This is a genomic window from Vibrio sp. YT-19(2023) (assembly GCF_033337395.1).
Map to the genome: position 1 here is coordinate 1 of NZ_JAWOQN010000033.1, position 20,788 is coordinate 20,788.

At 43.6% G+C, this 20,788-nt stretch carries 16 protein-coding genes and 1 pseudogene; 6 read left to right on the plus strand and 11 right to left on the minus strand.

The window, feature by feature from the left end; translation table 11 throughout:
- Positions 1 to 79: 79 nt before the first annotated feature.
- Together R7E78_RS19575 and R7E78_RS19580 are read left to right on the plus strand one after the other, a co-directional pair.
- A pseudogene (locus R7E78_RS19575) lies at positions 80 to 346 on the plus strand (efflux RND transporter permease subunit); the annotation flags it as partial.
- Between the two features lie 145 nt (positions 347 to 491).
- Positions 492 to 1,421, plus strand: a complete 930-nt coding sequence (locus tag R7E78_RS19580) for a LysR family transcriptional regulator (protein ID WP_149192495.1) — start codon at positions 492 to 494, stop codon at positions 1,419 to 1,421.
- Between the two features lie 1,234 nt (positions 1,422 to 2,655).
- Here R7E78_RS19580 and R7E78_RS19585 read toward each other — a convergent pair.
- Positions 2,656 to 3,555 carry a LysR family transcriptional regulator gene (locus R7E78_RS19585; protein ID WP_065274563.1) on the minus strand — a complete coding sequence of 300 codons (900 nt, stop codon included), beginning with the start codon at positions 3,553 to 3,555 and terminating at the stop codon, positions 2,656 to 2,658.
- Positions 3,556 to 3,667: 112 nt separating this feature from the next.
- Between R7E78_RS19585 and eamB the strand changes: the two genes are divergently transcribed.
- The 3 genes from eamB to queC all read left to right on the plus strand — a co-directional run bounded on the left by eamB (position 3,668) and on the right by queC (position 5,626).
- Positions 3,668 to 4,252 (plus strand): cysteine/O-acetylserine transporter, encoded by a 585-nt coding sequence (eamB, locus tag R7E78_RS19590; RefSeq protein ID WP_005388201.1) that lies wholly within the window; start codon positions 3,668 to 3,670, stop codon positions 4,250 to 4,252.
- A 308-nt stretch (positions 4,253 to 4,560) separates the two neighbouring features.
- Positions 4,561 to 4,902, plus strand: coding sequence for a helix-turn-helix domain-containing protein (locus tag R7E78_RS19595; protein WP_025768136.1), 342 nt, complete (start codon positions 4,561 to 4,563; stop codon positions 4,900 to 4,902).
- A gap of 67 nt (positions 4,903 to 4,969) precedes the next feature.
- Positions 4,970 to 5,626: a 7-cyano-7-deazaguanine synthase QueC gene (gene queC, locus R7E78_RS19600; protein WP_005377298.1), complete on the plus strand. Its 657-nt coding sequence runs from the start codon at positions 4,970 to 4,972 to the stop codon at positions 5,624 to 5,626.
- Positions 5,627 to 5,935: 309 nt separating this feature from the next.
- On the opposite strand, the gene queE is transcribed toward queC, so the two are convergent.
- Entirely contained in the window at positions 5,936 to 6,586 is a 651-nt protein-coding gene (gene queE, locus R7E78_RS19605; protein WP_005377296.1) for a 7-carboxy-7-deazaguanine synthase QueE, read from the minus strand.
- Between the two features lie 216 nt (positions 6,587 to 6,802).
- On the opposite strand from queE, the gene R7E78_RS19610 reads away from it, so the two are divergent.
- Positions 6,803 to 7,612 carry a Cof-type HAD-IIB family hydrolase gene (locus R7E78_RS19610; RefSeq protein WP_017821691.1) on the plus strand — a complete coding sequence of 270 codons (810 nt, stop codon included), beginning with the start codon at positions 6,803 to 6,805 and terminating at the stop codon, positions 7,610 to 7,612.
- Positions 7,613 to 7,772: 160 nt separating this feature from the next.
- Here R7E78_RS19610 and R7E78_RS19615 read toward each other — a convergent pair whose 3' ends face one another.
- From R7E78_RS19615 to R7E78_RS19655, 9 genes are all read right to left on the minus strand, one after another.
- Positions 7,773 to 9,218, minus strand: a complete 1,446-nt coding sequence (locus tag R7E78_RS19615; protein ID WP_318058171.1) for a bifunctional NUDIX hydrolase/phosphatase PAP2 family protein — start codon at positions 9,216 to 9,218, stop codon at positions 7,773 to 7,775.
- A 385-nt stretch (positions 9,219 to 9,603) separates the two neighbouring features.
- Positions 9,604 to 10,935 carry a trypsin-like serine protease gene (locus R7E78_RS19620; protein WP_065274565.1) on the minus strand — a complete coding sequence of 444 codons (1,332 nt, stop codon included), beginning with the start codon at positions 10,933 to 10,935 and terminating at the stop codon, positions 9,604 to 9,606.
- A 191-nt stretch (positions 10,936 to 11,126) separates the two neighbouring features.
- Positions 11,127 to 11,606, minus strand: coding sequence for a GNAT family N-acetyltransferase (locus R7E78_RS19625; protein ID WP_005377290.1), 480 nt, complete (start codon positions 11,604 to 11,606; stop codon positions 11,127 to 11,129).
- A gap of 189 nt (positions 11,607 to 11,795) precedes the next feature.
- Positions 11,796 to 13,673: a propionyl-CoA synthetase gene (locus R7E78_RS19630; protein ID WP_054866169.1), complete on the minus strand. Its 1,878-nt coding sequence runs from the start codon at positions 13,671 to 13,673 to the stop codon at positions 11,796 to 11,798.
- Between the two features lie 77 nt (positions 13,674 to 13,750).
- Complete coding sequence (gene prpF / locus R7E78_RS19635; protein ID WP_065274566.1) at positions 13,751 to 14,947, minus strand: 2-methylaconitate cis-trans isomerase PrpF; 1,197 nt, start codon at positions 14,945 to 14,947, stop codon at positions 13,751 to 13,753.
- Between the two features lie 9 nt (positions 14,948 to 14,956).
- Positions 14,957 to 17,548: a Fe/S-dependent 2-methylisocitrate dehydratase AcnD gene (gene acnD, locus R7E78_RS19640; RefSeq protein WP_318058172.1), complete on the minus strand. Its 2,592-nt coding sequence runs from the start codon at positions 17,546 to 17,548 to the stop codon at positions 14,957 to 14,959.
- Between the two features lie 156 nt (positions 17,549 to 17,704).
- Positions 17,705 to 18,847, minus strand: a complete 1,143-nt coding sequence (gene prpC, locus R7E78_RS19645; RefSeq protein ID WP_005377283.1) for a 2-methylcitrate synthase — start codon at positions 18,845 to 18,847, stop codon at positions 17,705 to 17,707.
- Between the two features lie 132 nt (positions 18,848 to 18,979).
- Positions 18,980 to 19,876 carry a methylisocitrate lyase gene (gene prpB, locus R7E78_RS19650; RefSeq protein ID WP_005388185.1) on the minus strand — a complete coding sequence of 299 codons (897 nt, stop codon included), beginning with the start codon at positions 19,874 to 19,876 and terminating at the stop codon, positions 18,980 to 18,982.
- Positions 19,877 to 19,888: 12 nt separating this feature from the next.
- Positions 19,889 to 20,602 carry a GntR family transcriptional regulator gene (locus R7E78_RS19655; RefSeq protein WP_005377279.1) on the minus strand — a complete coding sequence of 238 codons (714 nt, stop codon included), beginning with the start codon at positions 20,600 to 20,602 and terminating at the stop codon, positions 19,889 to 19,891.
- Between the last annotated feature and the right edge of the window lie 186 nt (positions 20,603 to 20,788).

The window sequence follows — 20,788 nt, forward strand, 5'->3', positions numbered from 1 at the left end:
CTGAAACTCAGTATATTGTATAAAAGTCGCTCAACTTTAGGAGGTTTGGTTTCTCGTCTGAATTACGCAACAAAGCCCTAAAGAACTTAAAGACAATGGCCAAGATACCTTATCAGCGATTTTGGAAGCATGTCGTTTACGTCTTCGACCGATTCTAATGACATCAATTGCATTTACCGCTGGTGTTATTCCATTAATGATTGGTACAGGGGCCGGAGCGGAAATGCGACAAGCAATGGGTATTGCCGTATTCTCGGGTATGGTAGGCGTAACGGTATTTGGATTACTACTCACACCTGTTTTTTACATGTTAGTGAGTCGAAACAAAAAACGTCAAACACTATAACCATAATATAAATACTCATTTAAATTCATACTAAAGGGAGCTATTGCTCCCTTTTCTTTTGGTTATTAAGTATATTAATAATTTCTAGACAGAGCAGTAGTTATACATGAAACTAATACGCTAATATCTAACTTGGATAAACATTGTGGATTTAGCAAATAAACTACACCTGCTTTTAGAAGTCTCTAAAGCTGGATCTTTTGCAAAAGCAGCAGATGGGATGAATATCGACCGCTCTGTTTTATCTAAACACATCAAGCAGTTAGAAGAGCACTTAGGCGTTAGGCTATTAAACAGAACAACTCGCTCTCTTTCATTAACGCAAGTCGGCAAGCAAATAGTTGAAAAAGCAGACCAAATATCTCAACTCCTTGATGATACTCAACAAATAGCGGAGAACTTTCAGACTGAGCCTTCAGGGAAAGTACGAATTTCAAGCTCAACATTATTTGGAAAACTCTATCTACAACCTTCGATAGAGAAGTTTTTACATAAGTACCCAAAAGCAAGTGTTGAACTAATGCTAGATGATCTTCATGTAGACGTGATTAGAAGTAATTTTGATATTGCTTTTCGAATCGGACCTATGAGGGATTCATCAATGGTAGCAAGAAAATTAGCAAAAAATACGACTGCAATCATTGCTTCTCGAAAATTAATTGAAAAACATGGTAACCCAGAAACGCCTGATGAGTTAGTTAAGCTACCTTTTATTATTTATTCAAATGGTAATTTTATTGTCGATAAACTTAAATTCTACGACAAAGCAAAATCAGATGGTTTAGATACATACCCAATATCAGGGTCATATATGGTAAATGAAGCTGAGCTAATAATTGAAAGCGTAAAGTCAGGTCTGGGCGCAGCACTTATAGGTCAATTTATGCTTCCTAACAACCTAGAGTCTTCTAATTTAGTTCAACTTTTACCAGAATATGAAACTCAAGATTTTGGTGATATTTATGCCATGTACTCACACCGTCAGCAATCACCATTGGTTAGGGCATTCATTGATATCGTTCAAGAAGAAATTGGCATACCACCAATATGGGAAAAGCATTTCAATAAAAGCTAGGTGATTCTATTTAACCAAAATTAACATAAAATAAAAAATCAAATAAAATCAATAAATTAAACCAGCAACGTTTAATATTCATCGAAGTTTAATGTTAGGTGAATTAAGTTCCATTCTAAATGGCGCTTAATTCACTAAATATAAAAAATTCTTGATTTATAATACTAACAAATCCATCACCTATACAAGTTACGATGTATATTAAAGAAAAACACACCTCGGTCACTAGTTTGTTATTATATAAAATATCTTATCTTATTTTTTTGGTTATTTATACGTTAGCAACGATTTACTTTAGCGTAAAAATGGACAAAAGCACATCGGAGAACTCTCTTATAGAAATGACTCAAATAGCATTTGTGCTTTTTTCATCGTTAATGTGTTTGTATAAATCTAAGGAATATCTTGAACTCAAACACATATTAGTAATAATGTCTTCATTTTTTATGGTTATATTCGTTAGAGAAATGGACTACCACATAGAGCAGTATTTCCCTCACGGTTCATGGAAGTACCCTGCTTGGATTATAATAGTCTCGGTCTGTTATTTTTGTTTTAATAACATAGTTAACATAAAAAATGAGGTAAAATTTTTCATTTCTCATTCTAGCTTCACGACATTAACGATTGGCTTTTTTATTGTTTTCTTATTCTCACGCTTTGCAGGGTATGGTGATTTTTGGGTCGAGTTCATGGGGAACTCATACGATAGAGACGTGAAAAACTTGGTCGAAGAAAGCTTAGAGTTACTAGGTTACGCGATACTTTTAAACGGTGTTTTACTTATTAAAGTAGAAAACCACTAAGTATAAATAAAGGTTCAGAGCTTGTAGTTCAAGCTTTGAACTTTTTTAACCAAAAAAAGCAGCAAATTATATTTGCTGCAAATGATGAAAAAAAAACAATATGCGTAAGTTAACTTCCTAGCAATGGATGCGTTAACGAGTTAATAATAACGAACCGTAACAATTAAGTCTCGTTGAAAATAATCCATAAAGAATGGCATTTATTACACTGTTAATTATGTAACCTTATCTAATCTAGTTATCACACGCCGTCGTTTTGATATCTTATCTCTTTCCGTCAATAAATAGCTCTTCACATCAGATCCCATTTATCATCCCACAACAGTCGGATTCAAAACAAAGCAATAAAAATCAATAAATTAGAAGTAGCCACTTAAAAAATAAAAAGGAGTAAAAACGAAACTATATCAGATAGAACATATTAAAGATCACCAACTCTGAGTAGAAAGCCGTTCATACTCGTTACGCATACAATCAATAAAGACTTCCATCGCCGGCGTCACACACTTCCCAGAATGATAAGCGCAGAGTGGCTTGATCATCTTTGAAAATTCGGTGAACTCAAGCTCTTGTAAACTGCCCTCTTGCAACTCTTTTTCAACCGTAAAACGAGGTAAGTAAGAGATACCAATATTACTCTCAACGCAATTTTTGATCGTATTAATACTGCTAAGTTCGATCATGTTGTCGATGCTAATATCACGCTCTTGAATAATGCTCTCAAACATCTGTCGAAAAAGGCACTTAGGGCCATTGCTTATAAACCCTAAATCAATATGTTGCTCTCTCTTCTTTAAATCTAGCCCTTTTAAAAGCGGTGAAGCAACCAATACCAGTGGCTCCTGCTCAAACTCGTGCACCTTGAGTGTATCGTCATTACCTACTCGATAAAACACACCTAAATCAGCTTTATCCTCTATCAACTCATCTCGAATCTGATAGCAATTTTGTGATTGCAGAGAGAGTCTGACATTGGGCGCTCTGATCCTGAACTCTTTTAAAACATTAGCCATCTTATAAGCAAGTTGAGTCTCAGCAATCAGCACTTTCAATTCACCGGTCGGCTCCGAGTTTTCTTGCTGTGCTGTTCCCTCAATATTTTCCATCACTCGCGCCAGTTCATAGACGTAAGGCAGTATCTTTTCTCCTGCTTGAGTCAAAACCATCTTACGCCCTATTTTTTCGAACAGCTGCAAAGACAGATCTTGTTCCAACTGCTTGATTTGAAAGGTGACGGTTGATTGCGTGCAATAAAGCTTCTGTGACGCTTTTAGAAACGATCCTTCTTCAACAATAGCTTTAAAAGTAAGAAAGCGTTTTAGATTCATGACTAGACTCCACAACCAACAGTTCAATAAATTAAAAGTCTAAGTTTTAATTTATTCAATTTTTTAATCAATTGTAGCGAAGTATAGTGCAGTAAAAACAGGAGAGATAGAGATGACCGCCATCTACACCGCATTTTTTACTTACGTAATCATTACTTCAATTACACCAGGGCCAAACAACATTTTATCGCTCAGCATCGCGACGCAATATGGACTAAAACGCTCAACAAAAGTGATTTCGGGGATGTTTTGTGGCTATGTTGTTTTGATGCTACTTTGTGGCGCTTTCACGTATAACATGATCAGCCTCTTGCCCGTGATTACACCTTGGCTAACATGGATTGGAGCAGCTTATATTGTTTGGTTGGCTTGGGGGCTTGCTACGAGTGAGATCAAAACTTCATCGGATAATTCTAAAGGTATCAGTTTCTTAACAGGTTTCGGTTTGCAGTTCGTTAATGTGAAAATCATTCTTTATGGAATTACCTCTATTTCTACGTTCGTACTGCCCCACACTCAGAATATCTACTGGATCTTAGCGACTAGCCTCATTCTTGCTTTGATCGCACTCCTTAGCAACGTAGTCTGGGCCGTTGCAGGAAAGCTACTTCAATCGCAATTCCAGAGATATGGCAAAGTCATCAATATGAGCTTAGCAGCAGCTCTGATCTATTGTGCGACACAGTTATTTACTTAAGTATATAGTTGATCATCAAGAACAATATTGCTCTTCAACTTAGACGACTACGTTTATGTGAAGAGCAAGTTCTGCTCTACAAATCGCTGCGGTTTCTCGTGCCCTTACTCGCTCTTCCCGCTCCTCCATACGGCAGTTTTTGAAGAAGTAGATTCAACGTCACTTAATCAACCTAAAGAGACGAAATCTTGTTTAGCTATACATACACGGCCTTGGCGACCTCGGTAATAACTAAGTATTACTTAGTATACACAAATCAGAAAAACTAAGATAATCTTAGTCATCCAAGTCCTTCGTATGAACTTTAAGTGTTGTTTAATAACCCACTCCCAGCCCGCCTTAAGCATGCGCGTAAACAAGCGAATCTGTCCCAAAAAGCACTGGGCATCCGTATCGGCATGGATGATAGTTCTGCAAGTGCAAGGATGAATCAATACGAAAGGGAGCGCCATACTCCCGACGTAAAAACGCTCAAACTTATCGCAGATGAGCTAAACGTGCCTCTAAACTATTTTTTTTGTGAAGATGAAATCACCGCTGAACTTGCTGTTAATCTCCACAAGCTGTCAAATGATGACAAGCAAAGAGTGCTTGAGAGCACAGCCCAGTTGATTGCGGACGCAATCGCCACGAACAAGTCGAGTACGTAATAGGGATTAAACGCCTAAGAATACGTATCAATACCAAAGAATCAAAGAGCATAACTAAGGGTTCAACATGGCTACAACAAAAGCACTTGTGGTTTTTTCCGGTGGGCAGGACTCTACGACCTGCTTAATCGATGCATTAAATACATATGATGAAGTTCATGCTATAACGTTTGATTATGGCCAGCGTCATTCAGATGAAATAGATATCGCTATCGAATTAGGTAAGCAACTTAACATCAAAAGCCACAAAGTCCTGGATGTAAAATCAATTAATGAGTTAGCGATAAGCTCTCTGACAAGAGACAACATTCCGGTATCTAATGACTTAAGCGACGCTAACGTACCCAATACATTCGTTCCAGGGAGAAACATTCTCTTTCTTACTTACGCATGTATCCATGCTTACCAGCTTGGCATTCAAGACATCATTACGGGAGTCTGCGAAACAGACTTTAGTGGTTACCCTGACTGCCGAGACAACTTTATTCGCTCTCTAAATCTCTCTTGCAATTTAGGTATGGATAAAGCCTTCAATATTAAGACTCCTTTAATGTGGCTTACTAAAGCCGAGACCTGGGCTCTAGCTGATAAGCATAATATGTTGGAGTTTGTCCAAAACAATACTTTAACATGTTACAACGGAATCGTTGGTAAAGGCTGTGGTGAATGCCCAGCGTGCCTACTGCGACAAAGCGGCTTAGAAGAATACTTAGCGAGCAAATAGTCTTTGTTAGCGGTAATAGCGGTGGATAAAACCTTTTGCGTTAGCTTCTAAACGTTTTATCTCAGCGTGAAACTCCAGCCAACAGAGCTTCATTTTGATGCCGCCAGATTGGTGGCATCAATTAAATGCGAAACGATTGTCGAACCAAAGATAGCACCACACCACAACAGCCAACACTGCTTAGCTTTTACAACGCTATAAATTGTTTAGATATATCGACAATGTTTCGATAGCAAAGCTACCAACGGCATTACTCGCGAAACCGGGATTAGATAGAAAAGCTACCTCGAATGATGACGAGTCTCTCGTCTAAGCAATACTCAAATATTTATGAGTTTGAACAGACAAACGCCAATTGCGGGCAATACACGTATCAATACACAATTGCGTAGCACGAGGCTTCTGGCTAATTGGTTGTAGTGCAATGATAGTCTCAGCCGCCACGTTCGCATTTGCTAAAAGATCATCAAGGTGGTCGATGTCTTTCTGGGTACCGACTGGATGCTTAATCTCATTTGCCCGCTCTAACGCGCTATTAAGCACTGGTAATTTACCTTTCATTGCTACTTTTGGTGACACTGTCACCCACGTATTTTCTGAAGTAATCACTTCTGATGTGCCACTGGTTTCAATTTGGCATTGGCACCCCATATCTTCAAACGCCTTTGTTAAAGGGCGCAGATCATAAATACAAGGCTCTCCACCAGTAATCACGATATGCTTAGCATTAAAGCCTTGCTGTTGATATTGCTCTACGATGTTCTCGGCAGATGCAACACACCACGTCGGAGAATCTTCCGTTTTCACCAGAATATCGCCTATTTGACGTTGATCATTCTCATCTGCATACCACGTTTGTTTGGTATCGCACCATGAGCAACCAACCGGACACTCTTGAAGCCGAACAAAAACAGCAGGGACTCCAGTAAAAACCCCTTCCCCTTGGATGGTTTCAAACATCTCATTTAGCTTATACAACGCAGAACTCACTCAACTCATAACATTTCGAGGCGAAGACCATAATGGACACGCGTGTCTAGGTCAATTTAAACCAAAAATTAATTGTTAAAATAGACCATTTTGTAGTTTCATAGCGTAATGAATATAGGTTTCTGGTTAACGTTAAACCAAGCCTTATTCACTGACAGCTCCCAAAAAACTTTAAGGTAAGAAATGATGTATAAACTGATCGCACTAGATATGGATGGCACGCTACTCAATAGTGATAAAGCCATTTCTGAAGAAAACAAACAAGCGATCGCAAAAGCTCGAGAAGCAGGCGTTACTGTCGTTCTCGCTTCTGGTCGCCCATTAGAAGGAATGCAAGACAAGCTCGACGAACTGAATATCCATTCCGATCGAGATTTTGTTCTTTACTACAACGGTTCGATGGTCAAGAACGTAGGCACAAACGACATCATCCACCAGCAAATCATAGATGGTAAAGCTGCAAAATTGGTGGCGCGAAAAGCCGAAGAGCTAGGTGCGTACGTCCATGCTTTTAGTCAAGTTCATGGTTTAATCACCAACGAACACAACCCTTACACCGATATTGAAGCAAAGATAAATGGCTTAAATGTCACCGAGATGAACTTCGAATCACTAGAAGACGATCATCCAATCATCAAAGCTATGATGGTTGCAGAGCCAAGCAAACTAACAGAAGTTATAGCAGCACTGCCAGCTGAAATGCGCGAAGCGTTTACGGTTGTTCAAAGCGCTCCGTTTTTCCTTGAGTTTCTTAACCCTGCGAGCAACAAAGGTATTGGTGTTGCCGCAATTGCCGAGTATCTGGGAATTAAACCGGAAGAAGTTATCTGTATGGGTGACGCAGAAAATGACCACCACATGCTGAAATACGCTGGCCTTGGTATCGCGATGGCAAATGCAATGGAAGAAACCAAGCAAATCGCTGACTACATTACGGCAAGTAATGATGAGCACGGTGTCGCTAAAGCTATAGAAAAGTTCGTGCTCAATGCATAGCCCTTTCCGCCATGTCTGTTGCGTTAAGCTTCTTACGTTTAACACCCCTAGCCGTCCAAGATAGGCAAGCGGCGTTTTTCGTGGACTAAACGTGTAAAAGCCTTGCTGTAATGCAAGGCTTTGTTTTTACTCAAATACTAATAGATAACAAATACAGCCATCAATCTAGCAACGTTTTGCTCGGTTGGTTTTCACAAGTCAGCTTCCTTGCAAGCAGCATAAATAACAACATTAATAAAGGATAATGTAACGTCGACAAGACTAATGACCACAAACCGCTAAACGATACGATAATAGCCGAGTACAAATAGAGTTGATCAACAAGCAACAATGCCAGCGTTACAAAGATCATCTGCCGAGTATCTAAATGTGCTTTCGACTCTTTAAATGTCATGACCAACGCTGATGCAGTGATTAAAATTGCTAGCCAGCGACCAAACACAGGTAATGGCCAGATGACGGAGATGACCGCTGTTGCCGCAGTCATAATGAACCAGACGCCTTTTGAGCTTAGAACTTGATCAACGTTCACATCTTGATTTGTTTCCAGTCGAAGAACATGCCAAGCCACCAAGCTGCCTAACAGCGCGCCAAATAACATATCTAAAATAAAGGCACTGCCGAGGAAAAACTTACCTAACACCACAGTAAGAGTGATGAACACGAAGACTGCCGTTGTTCCATTCAAACCAAAATACTGGGTTCTATGAAACAAGAACGTCAGCACACAAAACCACACAGCGATAGGCAAGCTAGGAAAACTAAAGCCAAAGCTGTGCGTTAACTCCATCATTGGTATATAGACATGTGGGCGCGGTAGCGAAAAGCCTTGTTGAGCGACAAGCACCATAAGCGACGTTGCACTAATTGCGAAAAAGAGTCGGTACACAAACCGGCTACCAAAGCGCATCATGGCAAAAGGAAATAGAAAGAGTAGTACCGTCGGTTCTGTCAGATCTATAACGAGTTTCGAGATCTGACTAGCTACCTCGTAACTCGTTTCTGACAACGCCCCTACCCAACTCTGTAAATCTATCAGCCACGCCAATTCAACCTGACGAAATGAAGGCGCGGATTCGATCAACTGAGTCACATAAGATACTGATTGCTTGGTAGCTTGATCAAAAAACTGAGTGGCTTGTGGCCATTGCTCAGGATAACGATATAAAGATGATGGTAATTCAGATGGGCTAAGCAACATCGCTGACGCAACTTCTACTCCATAATGAGGGGCAAACCAAATAGGCAGTTCATTTCCACCTAAAGAGTTATTCATAGAAAAAGCGATAATGGCAGAGTCTGATATACAGTCGTAAAAAACCGCAGTGTCCGTTCTGCCAAGCTCCTCTCCAACCGTAACCACTATACCGGTTTCTTCCCACGTTTCTCGTTGAGCAGCAACTTGTGGAGACTCACCATCAATAATGGTTCCGCCAGGTAGAGAAATCTTATCCGTTAATACTTCATGAACTAGCACTAACTTGTCATCAGCGCGAACAATACAGAGCGCTCCTTTAACTTCGCTCGCAGTGGCTTTAGCCGTAGAGATCGGTGAAACAGGTAACAAAATAAAACAAAGGATGAGTAATAACAGCTGTCTCAACACAAAATATGACCTTAAATAAACATAATGATAACCAATGAATCATGGCAGTTAATCTTATCTTTTTCGACAAAAATTAAGTAACGAGTTATGCCAAACTGAGTTGATCGCGTAAAACCTGATCTCAACGCTCACTGGAGAATAATTTAATGCAAACCTGACAAAAATCAGACAAAACATAAAATGTTGATCGCAATTCTGCCAGTTATATAAAGATAACGTCAGGACAAAGTCATACACATTTTGTGGGTTCTCATAGTTGACACAATAAAAAAGGGCTTATTATTCGCAAACAATAAACCCCAGTTATGATAACTATGTACTGATCGTTGAAACCAAGAATGAATCTTATCTCATGGTCAACGAATCAAATTCACTGGCCCGATCGTTAGTTAGACGTGCAATTCGCATCGCCTACTTTTTGCCAAACATCCCAAGGCCCTGAGTCTGCTGGATTATCACCTTGAGTCCACCACTGCGCTTGCCAAACTTTACCATTCCAAGTAACCGTATCTCCTTTGAGATACACTAAGCTGGCTTGCCATGCAGTTGTACAGCTATCTGTGGGAGGCGTTGTCACCGTTTTCGCTTGAGCGGATACTAACGCTTGGTATTGTGTGCTGGTCTTATCAACGTTGAAGTTCAAAGCCACTCTTGCTTCTCCGCTCTGAGTAGCACCAAATTCAACATCAACACGACAACTTGCATTCATTGCTAACGTTGCCTGAGAGCACTGGTCATTGGCAATAACAGCTGCATCAGTAACACCCGAAGCGAACGCGCGAACATTTTCCACAGTGAACGTGGTGTTCCCTGAATTCTGGATAACAAAGCTATGTTGCTGTAACTCCCCAACATAAAATGATGCCAGTGTCTGTTCAGTGGTGTATCCAACAGAAACATTCTCTTTTGGTGGTGTTGCTGTTCCGATAACACCATCGACAAAATTGCGCATAGCAGCGATATCGCTATAAACCCCATACATACCAGGACGAGCACAACCTATTCCCCAACTGACCACACCAAGTTGAGTAATTACACCACTGCGATTAATAACGATTGGACCACCACTATCTCCCTGACAAGAATCTATCCCACCTTGAGGAATACCCGCACAGAATGACACTTCTCCAACCGTTGTGTAGTTGCCACCGGCTTGACGGCAAGTCATATCCGACACAAGTGGGACGTCAACCTCTTGCAATCGAGACGGAGAGCTTCCTCCTTCAGAAGTTCGCCCTAAGCCAGCAACACTAAGCCAATCTCCGATGCTCGCGTATTGCGTTAGACTGCCATTCGCAATCTCAACTGAAGAAACACCTTGAGGCACAGAGTCGAGCTTCAATACCGCGAGGTCATGAGAAAGCGTCGCGCGGCGATATGCCGGGTGCATATGGATCTCACTGACGTTTGCACGAACACCGTCACTACCGTTATAAACAACGCCACCGATTTTAACCGCTATCTGATTCGGAGAATCACCCTCAACACAATGCGCAGCAGTCAGGACGTAACCATTCCCGATATAACTGGCCCCACAATATGATCGGTTACCATAACGACTAACAATTTGGGTGTAGAATTTCCAGTCACGTGGGTCGGCAGTTACTCCGCCTACGATCTGGGGTTGGATAGTATGATTTTGCGTCTGTGACAAATCATCAGCACTTGCGAACATTGGCAAAACGGCTAAAGCAAGTAACGATTTTGTTAGTTTCAAAATATTGTCCTCTTGTTTTTGTAAGCACGATCCTCGTGCTACTAATAAACAAGCAGACAAAAACGCCGATACCAATGTGGGTGCATATCAATTTGTTAACATTGCGAGCAACTTATAGAGAAAAGTCTATTGACGAACTGAATGATTTCAATTCGAATGAACCTAAATCACAATATTAAAGTTAAATACGATTATTCGTTCAGCGGTTTTCTTAAATAGTGGATATGATGTGCAAATCCTTGTTTTTCATACAAAGATATTGCGCCCTGGTTAAAATGCCATACTTCAACAAACATCTGTTTTGCACCGTAATCAGAGAACGTTGATTCAATTTTATTAATCAATGCCTGCGCCGTACCTTGTTTTCGATATTCAGGCAGCACATAGAGCTCATCCACACTTCCCATCATAACTGGCTGGCTGACGGTAGAAATAAGTTCACAGAAGTGACCAGAGATAAAGCCAATAATTTCATCTCCTTGTTTTGCTACGTAAACAAGGCACTCAGGGTCGTCAATATATCGAGCAATGCTTTTTTCTTGTTCTATCTCCTCTGCCGTTTTGAAAAGCTCAGGAGATTGAAGATGATGCTCATCATGAAGCTCGAACATAAGATCGTTGAGCAACTCTAGGTCGCTAAAACACGCAGGTTTAATCGCAAACGTGGTCATACAAAGGGTCACTAAAAATGGAATGGCTGTAGTTTGTGAGGAAAACGTCGTATTGGCAAGTCACAAATGCTTTCACGATACGTTTGTACTGTTTGAACAACAAAAAGGCCCCTGCACTTAATAAACGTACAGAGGCAGAACCAACCAACAGAGTTCGAGGATCAGGGGTTAGTTAGAATTGAGTTTTTATCAGCGTCGTAGCACTCGCTCAATTTCGTTCAAGCTACTTGGGTCATCAATCGTTGACGGAACGGTGTATTTTTCACCATCAGCTATTTGACGTATAGTTCGACGCAAAATTTTACCTGAACGTGTTTTCGGTAAACGGTCTACAACCAACGCATGCTTGAAGCAAGCAACTGCACCTATCTCACTACGCACTTTGCCAACAAGCTCACCTTCAAGGTCTAGCTCATCCACTTTGACGCCGTCTTTCAGTACAACAAAACCAAGTGGAAGCTGACCTTTTAGATCATCGTGGATACCGACCACCGCACATTCTGCAATCGCTGGGTGGCCTCCTACTATTTCTTCCATTTCACCTGTCGACAATCGGTGTCCCGCGACATTAATCACGTCATCAATACGTCCCATAATAAACAGGTAACCGTCTTCATCCAGATAGCCACCATCACCTGACACGTAGTAGCCTGGGAATTGGCTAAGATAACCAGTTTCAAAACGGTCATGATTACGCCAAACCGTTGGCAGACAACTTGGTGGTAGCGGACGTTTTAATGCGACAAAGCCTTGTTGGTTAGGCCCGACAGCCTCTCCAAGTTCATTCAGAATCTCGACCTGATAACCCGGAATGGGCTTCGTCGAAGAACCAGCTTTAACTGGCATCATTTCGACACCTGTCGGGTTGCCCGCGATGGCCCAACCCGTCTCGGTTTGCCACCAGTGGTCAATAACGGGCTTGTCCGCTTTGCTCTGAACCCACTCCAGTGTCGGAGGGTCAAGGCGTTCTCCCGCCATAAAGATGGTTTTCAGATTCGACAAGTCGTACTGTTTTAAGTGCTCACCTTCCGGGTCCTCTTTCTTAATCGCACGAAACGCCGTTGGTGCAGAGAACAACGCATCTACTTTATATTCATCACACACTCGCCAAAATGCGCCAGGATCCGGTGTTCGAACAGGCTTGCCTTCGAATAGGATAGTAGTGCAACCGTGAATCAGTGGAGCGTAAACAATGTAAGAGTGCCCTACTACCCAGCCCACATCAGATGCCGCCCAAAAGACGCCATCTTGAGGAATGTTATAGATTGCGCTCATGGAGTACTTCATCGCGACAGCATGGCCACCGTTATCACGCACAACGCCTTTCGGCTTACCTGTCGTACCTGATGTATAAAGTATGTAGAGCGGATCGGTTGCTAACACCGGAACACAACCATGTGGCAGCGCTTGTTTGTACTCTCGCTGCCAATCTAAGTCTCTTTCTTGGTTTAGCTCAGCGTCGCACTCTGGACGTTGGAAAACAAACACTTTCTCAGGCTTCCAACGGCTGTCCATAATGGCTTTGTCTACCATTGGTTTGTATGGAATGACTTTGTTGATCTCAATCCCGCACGACGCCGTCATGATCACTTTCGGCTCTGCATCTTCAATTCGTACAGCAAGCTCATTAGGTGCAAAACCGCCGAATACTACGGAATGAATAGCCCCCAAACGCGCGCAGGCAAGCATCGCCATTGCGGCTTCTGGGATCATCGGCATGTAAATAACGACTCGGTCGCCTTTTTCAACACCTTGAGCAGACAGCATGCCAGCAATTTTGGCTACTTGGTCACGTAGGTCGCTATAGGTGTACGTGGCTTTACGACCTGTCACTGGCGAGTCATAAATGAGTGCAGTATTATCACCGCGTCCTTGCTCGCAATGGTAATCTAATGCTAACCAGCACGTATTCATTACACCATCTGGAAACCAACGTTCTATGCCGTTTTCATCAGATTTCAAGATAGTTTTAGGAGATTCAAACCAATCGAGATTCTCCGCTTGAGCGCGCCAAAAACTCTCCGGTTCATTCTTCGCCCATAAGTATTCTTTTTCGTATGAAGACATATTGCTTCCTCCAGTATGTCCTGACATTGCTCTCGTTCTACTCAAAGATCGCTCTTTTAATCCAAAGATCGTCTCTTTTAATCGAAGACATAGAAGGGTACACGCACAAATCCCTCCATCAGTATTCTCGCACTTCGGCTCATAATGGCTTTTTGCACCACCCAGCCCTGCTCAGTTTGCTTCGCTTGTGCCCCAACTTTTAACGTTCCTGACGGGTGACCAAAAGTCACGGACTCTTTTTCACCGCCACCAGCGGCTAAATTCACTAACGTTCCGGGCACACACGCAGCAGAAGCAATAGCAACGGCTGCTGTTCCCATCATTGCATGGTGAAGCTTGCCCATCGACAGCGCGCGAACGAGCACATCAATATCCGACTCATTAACGGCTTTACCACTTGAAGACAGGTAACTTTTCGGTTTAGAAACAAACGCTATTTTCGGCGTATGTTGGCGTGTTTGAGCTTCTTCTAAATCAGAAATCAGGCCCATTTTTAACGCGCCATATGCACGGATGGATTCGAACATCGCTAATGCTGTCTCATCGTTGTTGATATCGTCTTGCAGCTCGGTGCCCTGATATCCTATCGATTCAGCATCAATAAAAATGGTTGGAATGCCCGCGTTAATAAAGGTCGCGTTGAACGTACCCACATCCGGCACCACTAAATCATCAACTAAGTTACCCGTAGGGAACATACTTCCTTCGCCATCAGAAGGGTCAACGAAATCGACTTGAATCTCGGCGGCCGGAAACGTCACGCCATCGAGCTCAAATTCGCCGGTTTCTTGAACGAAACCATTGACGATTGGCACGTGAATCAAGATGGTTTTGCTGATGTTCACCTGCCAAACACGCACCGTCACAATGCCATTTTCTGGAATGCGATCTTGTGGGATCAGACCAGCATGAATGGCGAAAGGACCGACAGCGGCAGACAAGTTGCCGCAGTTACCGCTCCAATCGACGAATGGTTTGTCGATCGACACTTGACCAAATAAGTAGTCAACATCGTGATCGGCTCTGCTGCTGCGCGAAACAATCACTGTTTTACTGGTGCTTGACGTCGCGCCCCCCATGCCATCAATTTGCTTCGCGTAAGGATCAGGGCTGCCAATAACGCGTAGCAACAGTTTGTCACGTGCGGCTCCAGCCACTTGCGCTTCTTGAGGCAAATCCTCTAGGTTGAAAAAGACACCTTTACTCGTGCCGCCACGCATGTACGTCGCGGGCACTTTTATTTGGCTTGTTTGATTCGGAGTATTATTTGACATACGCACTCCTTATTGTGCCAAGAAATCTTGCGCGAAACGCTGCAGAACACCGCCTGCGTTGTACACGTGAACTTCGTCAGCGGTATCTAAGCGACAAGTAACCGGAACATCGACTTTATCGCCGTTGCTGCGTGTGATAACCAGCGCTAAATCAGCGCCCGGCTTGATTTCTCCAACCACGTCGTAAAGTTCCGTACCATCCAGCTCTAGCGTATTGCGGTTAACGCCTGACTTAAATTGCAGTGGTAGTACGCCCATGCCAACCAAGTTAGTACGGTGAATACGCTCAAAGCCTTCAGCAACAATGGCTTCTACGCCTGCCAGTCGAACGCCTTTTGCTGCCCAGTCACGGGATGACCCCTGACCGTAATCCGCGCCAGCCACCACGATCAATGGTTGTTTACGATTCATGTAGGTTTCAATCGCTTCCCACATACGAACCACCTGCCCTTCTGGCTCTACACGCGCCAGAGATCCCTGCACGACTTCGCCGTTTTCCTTCACCATTTCATTGAACAACTTTGGGTTAGCGAAGGTCGCGCGTTGCGCCGTTAAGTGGTCACCACGGTGAGTCGCGTAAGAGTTGAAATCTTCTTCTGGCACACCCATTTTCGCTAAGTATTCACCTGCTGCGCTGCTTGCGAGAATCGCGTTGGATGGTGATAAGTGATCAGTGGTGATGTTGTCGCCCAGAATCGCCAATGGACGCATGCCAGACAATGTTCTTTCTCCCGCTAGCGCACCTTCCCAGTACGGTGGTCGGCGGATATAGGTACTCATCGGACGCCAGTCGTACAGCGGGTTGGGATTTTGCTCTTGATCATTCAGCTTAAACATCTGAATGTAAACTTGCTTAAACTGCTCAGGTTTAACATGAGTACCGACAACTGCATCGATCTCTTCATCGCTTGGCCACAAATCATTGAGATAAATTGGTTTGCCGTTTTGGTCCGTGCCCAATGCATCGCGCTCGATATCAAAACGAATCGTACCCGCTAGCGCATAAGCGACAACCAATGGTGGTGAAGCCAAAAAAGCTTGTTTGGCGTACGGATGGATTCGACCATCAAAGTTACGGTTACCAGAAAGCACCGCTGTCGCATATAAATCACGGTCCATGATCTCTTGTTGGATTTTTGGATCCAGCGCACCACTCATACCGTTACAAGTTGTACATGCGTAACCAACAATGCCAAAGCCAAGCTTCTCTAGCTCTGGTAACAAGCCCGCTTCTTCCAGATACAAGCGTGCAACTTTAGAACCCGGAGCAAAAGACGATTTCACCCACGGTTTACGTACAAGACCAAGTTCGTTGGCTTTCTTCGCGACAAGGCCAGCAGCAACCACGTTTCTTGGGTTACTGGTATTCGTACATGAGGTAATAGCAGCGATGATCACTGCACCATCTGGCAACTCGCCTTCTTTCTCTTCCCACGCTCCAGAAATGCCGCGCTGTGCCAACTCAGAAGTTGGTAAACGACGATGAGGGTTTGACGGACCAGCCAAGTTACGGCTAACTGATGATAAATCGAACTCAAGTACGCGCTCGTAAACTGCGCTATCAAGATCGTCTGCCCAAAGACCGGTTTGTTTTGCGTAATTTTCTACTAAAGCAACTTGTTCTTCATCTCGACCAGTTAGTTTCAAGTAATTGATGGTCTGCTCATCAATATAAAACATGCCAGCTGTTGCGCCGTATTCTGGTGTCATGTTTGAAATCGTTGCGCGGTCTCCGATCGTTAGATCACGTGCGCCTTCTCCAAAGAATTCAAGATATGAAGATACCACACGCTCATTACGAAGAAACTCAGTAATCGCGAGGACAATATCCGTTGCGGTAATGCCCGGTTGACGTTTACCCGTCAGTTTGACACCGACAATATCTGGTAGACGCATCATTGATGGTCGGCCAAGCATGACGATTTCTGCTTCCAGACCACCGACACCTATCGCAATAACACCAAGAGCGTCTACGTGAGGCGTGTGACTGTCCGTACCCACACAGGTGTCAGGGTAGGCAATGCCCTGCTTTGCTTGTACCACAGGAGACATTTTTTCCAAGTTGATCTGGTGCATGATGCCATTCCCAGCTGGAATCACGCTGACGTTTTCAAACGCTGTTTTACACCACTCGATAAAGTGAAATCGGTCTTCATTACGGCGCTCTTCAATCGCGCGGTTTTTGTCGAAGGCATCAGGGTCAAAGCCCGCATGTTCAACCGCTAAAGAGTGGTCAACGATCAATTGTGTCTCAACCACTGGGTTCACTTTTGCAGGATCACCGCCCTGATCTGAAATGGCATCGCGCAGACCCGCTAAATCGACTAGAGCGGTCTGACCAAGAATGTCATGACAAACAACGCGTGCTGGATACCAAGGAAAATCAAGATCGCGTTTGCGTTCAATTAACTGTTTCAGGCTATCTGTCAATGTGTTCGGGTCACAGCGGCGGACCAGTTGCTCAGCTAGCACGCGAGAGGTATAAGGGAGTGTTTCATAGGCTCCAGGAGAAATGGCATTGACGGCTTCGCGTGCATCAAAATAATCCAGTTGAGTTCCCGGAAGCGGCTTACGATATTGGGTATTAATATTTGTGTTCATGGTTTGCTTCCATTCAGTCTTTACATCTTGCCTTCATCAAGGTTTTCCATTGCTCCAGAAACACAGTGATGAGAGGATCTCCTTCCTCTGTTAGAGAGAATGACAAAGGAAGGAGGTGGTCAACCAAAGCATATAATGCCCTCGTTGACCTTCGCGCTAGCGATTCTCGATAGGCACCCATTCTTGATGATCTGGGCCCGTATAATCGGCACTTGGGCGAATAATACGGTTATTGGCACGCTGTTCATAAACGTGTGCAGCCCAGCCCGTTAAACGACTCATCACAAAGATTGGGGTGAATAGTTTGGTTGGAATGTCCATGAAGTGGTAAGCCGATGCATGGAAGAAGTCCGCATTACAGAACAGACCTTTCTCTCGCTTCATCACTGATTCAACACGCTCAGAAACCGCATATAGATGTGTATCACCAACTTGCTTCGATAACTCTTTGGACCAGCGTTTTATTAAGGCGTTGCGAGGGTCACTTTCACGATAAATCGCATGACCAAAGCCCATGATCTTGTCTTTATTGGCTAGCATTTTCATGATGTTCGCTTCCGCCTCGTCGGGCGTTTGCCAATCTTCAATCATTTCCATCGCCGCTTCGTTCGCACCTCCGTGAAGTGGCCCACGAAGCGTACCGATTGCCGCCGTGATACAAGAATGAATGTCTGACAACGTTGATGCACAAACGCGTGCTGCGAATGTAGAAGCATTAAACTCATGTTCAGCATAAAGAATGAGCGAGCAATGCATCACTTGTTTGTGCAGCGCAGATGGCGCTTTGTCTGTAAGTAATCGCAAGAAGTAACCACCGATGCAATCTTCAGTCTGATCCTCGGTGTTGATACGCACGCCATCATGACTAAAGCGGTACCAGTAACAGATGATGGCAGGGAACAAGGCTAACATACGTTCGGTTGCTTTCAGTTGCTCCTCGAAGCTCATTTCCTGCTCTAGGTTACCCAATACAGAACAACCCGTGCGCATTACGTCCATTGGGTGTGCGCTTGCAGGAATCAACTCTAAAGCTTGTTTTAGCTCGGCTGGCAAACCTCTAAGGCTGAGTAGGTGTGTTTTGTACGCATCAAGTTCTTGTTGATTCGGCAAGTGACCGCGTAACAGAAGGTGAGCCACTTCTTCAAACTGTGCGTTGTTCGCAAGATCAGTAATATCGTATCCACGATAAGTTAGACCAGTTCCCGTTTTTCCGACAGTACATAAAGCTGTGCTTCCTGCGCTTTGACCACGAAGGCCTGCGCCACCTAATTCTGCTTTCTTTTCTGCAGTTTGAGACATTGTTTGAACTCCTTTTCTGTCTGACTTTTCCCTCTCTGGGGTGTTTTTAGCCAAACGAATTTCACGTTATTAGATGAGATAAATTCCGATTATCTTTTTCTTGGGCTTCCGTCTATTTTTACTTTTCCCCCACTATTTCCCTTCAGAGAATAACTGGTCAAGTTTGTCTTCGTAGTCGTGGTAATTCAGGTGCTGATATAACTCTTTACGTGTTTGCATCGAATCAACCAGTGCTTCCTGATTACCCACTTCTAGCAAATGTTTGTAGACCGTTTCAGCAGCTTTGTTCATGGCACGGAACGCACTTAATGGATAAAGCACCATGTCCACTTTTGCTTTCGCTAGCTCATCACAGCCATACAGCGGTGTCGCGCCAAATTCTGTAATATTCGCCAGAATAGGAACGTGCTTTCCGGTCGCTTGCTCAAGCGCATTTGAGAACTGAAGGTACTGGTCCAGCTTGTTCATCGCTTCTGGGAAGATCATGTCTGCGCCAGCTTCCACACACGCAATCGCGCGCTCGATTGCGCTGTCCATGCCTTCAACAGCTAACGCGTCAGTACGAGCCATAATCACGAAACTTTCATCATTGCGTGCATCAACCGCGGCTTTTACACGATCAACCATCTCTTGCTGGCTGACTATTGCTTTGTTCGGACGATGACCACAACGTTTCTGTGCGACTTGGTCTTCCATGTGCACCGCTGCCGCGCCTGCTTTTTCCATCGCTTTGATCGTGCGAGCAATGTTAAATGCACCGCCAAAACCCGTGTCGATATCAACCAAAAGAGGCAAATCACATGCGTTAGTGATGCGGTCAACGTCAACCAAAACGTCGTTTAATGTTGTGATACCGAGATCCGGCAATCCGTATGAAGCATTTGCGATACCGCCACCAGACAAGTAAATCGCTTGGTGACCCAAGTTTTTTGCCATCATGGCGCAATACGGGTTTATAGTGCCGACAATTTGTAGTGGATTATTTTGTTCAATGGCGAGTCTGAATTTCGCTCCCGGTGTTAAGCTCATGACGAATTCCTTCTAGTCTTTGTCTAAACTTTCTGTATGTATAATTTGAGATTGGATGAGCTTTCGACTTCCTGATATGTGTCTTCTCATCAACATTTCTGCAAGCTCTTCATCGCGATTGCGAATGGCTTCCAAAATGAATTTGTGTTCGGTGAGCGCCTCATTCGGGCGAGATTGCGCACGTGGCGACTGGTAACGATACATCCGTAATAAGTGATAGAGTTCATCACACAGCAGAGATATTAACTTACTGTTTCTGCTCGCTTGGATGATGCGATAGTGAAAATCAAAGTCACCATGTTGATGGAAGTAAGACGCGCCTTCCATTTGGTCTATATGCTTGGAATGTGTCGACAATAGCATTTCCAAGCTTAAGAGCTCTTCTTGCGTAATGTGTCGCGCAGCTAACCTTGCCGCCATGCCTTCCAATGCTTCTCGAACGGCATAAAGTTCTATCAGCTTTTCCGGAGAAAAAGTGGTCACTCTAGCCCCAACATGAGGAATTCGCTCGATGAGCCCTAGCCCCTCTAAGCGCATCAATGCTTCACGCAAAGGCCCACGACTGACTTGATATTTCTTTGCTAGCTCAGGCTCTGATATCTTATGGCCAGGCTTCACGTCGCCATTAACAATGACTTCAATCAGTGTTTCGGTCAGCGTTTCGGATTTGGTGTGTTCTTTCTCAGAACCCAGCACTTTATAACGAGCTTTCAACTCAGAGTTCATATTCAGATACTCTTGTTACCGACATCGAAATGTCTACAATTTCTTAACCTGAATATAAAGTAGTCGATCAAAGTGTCGACAATCAAGTAAATTGTCGACAATTTAGACTAAGGTCGTAATTTAAATGGGCCTAAAATGCCCATTAAGTGCCATTTTTAGCAGAAATAAAGAATAGTGAGTTCATAT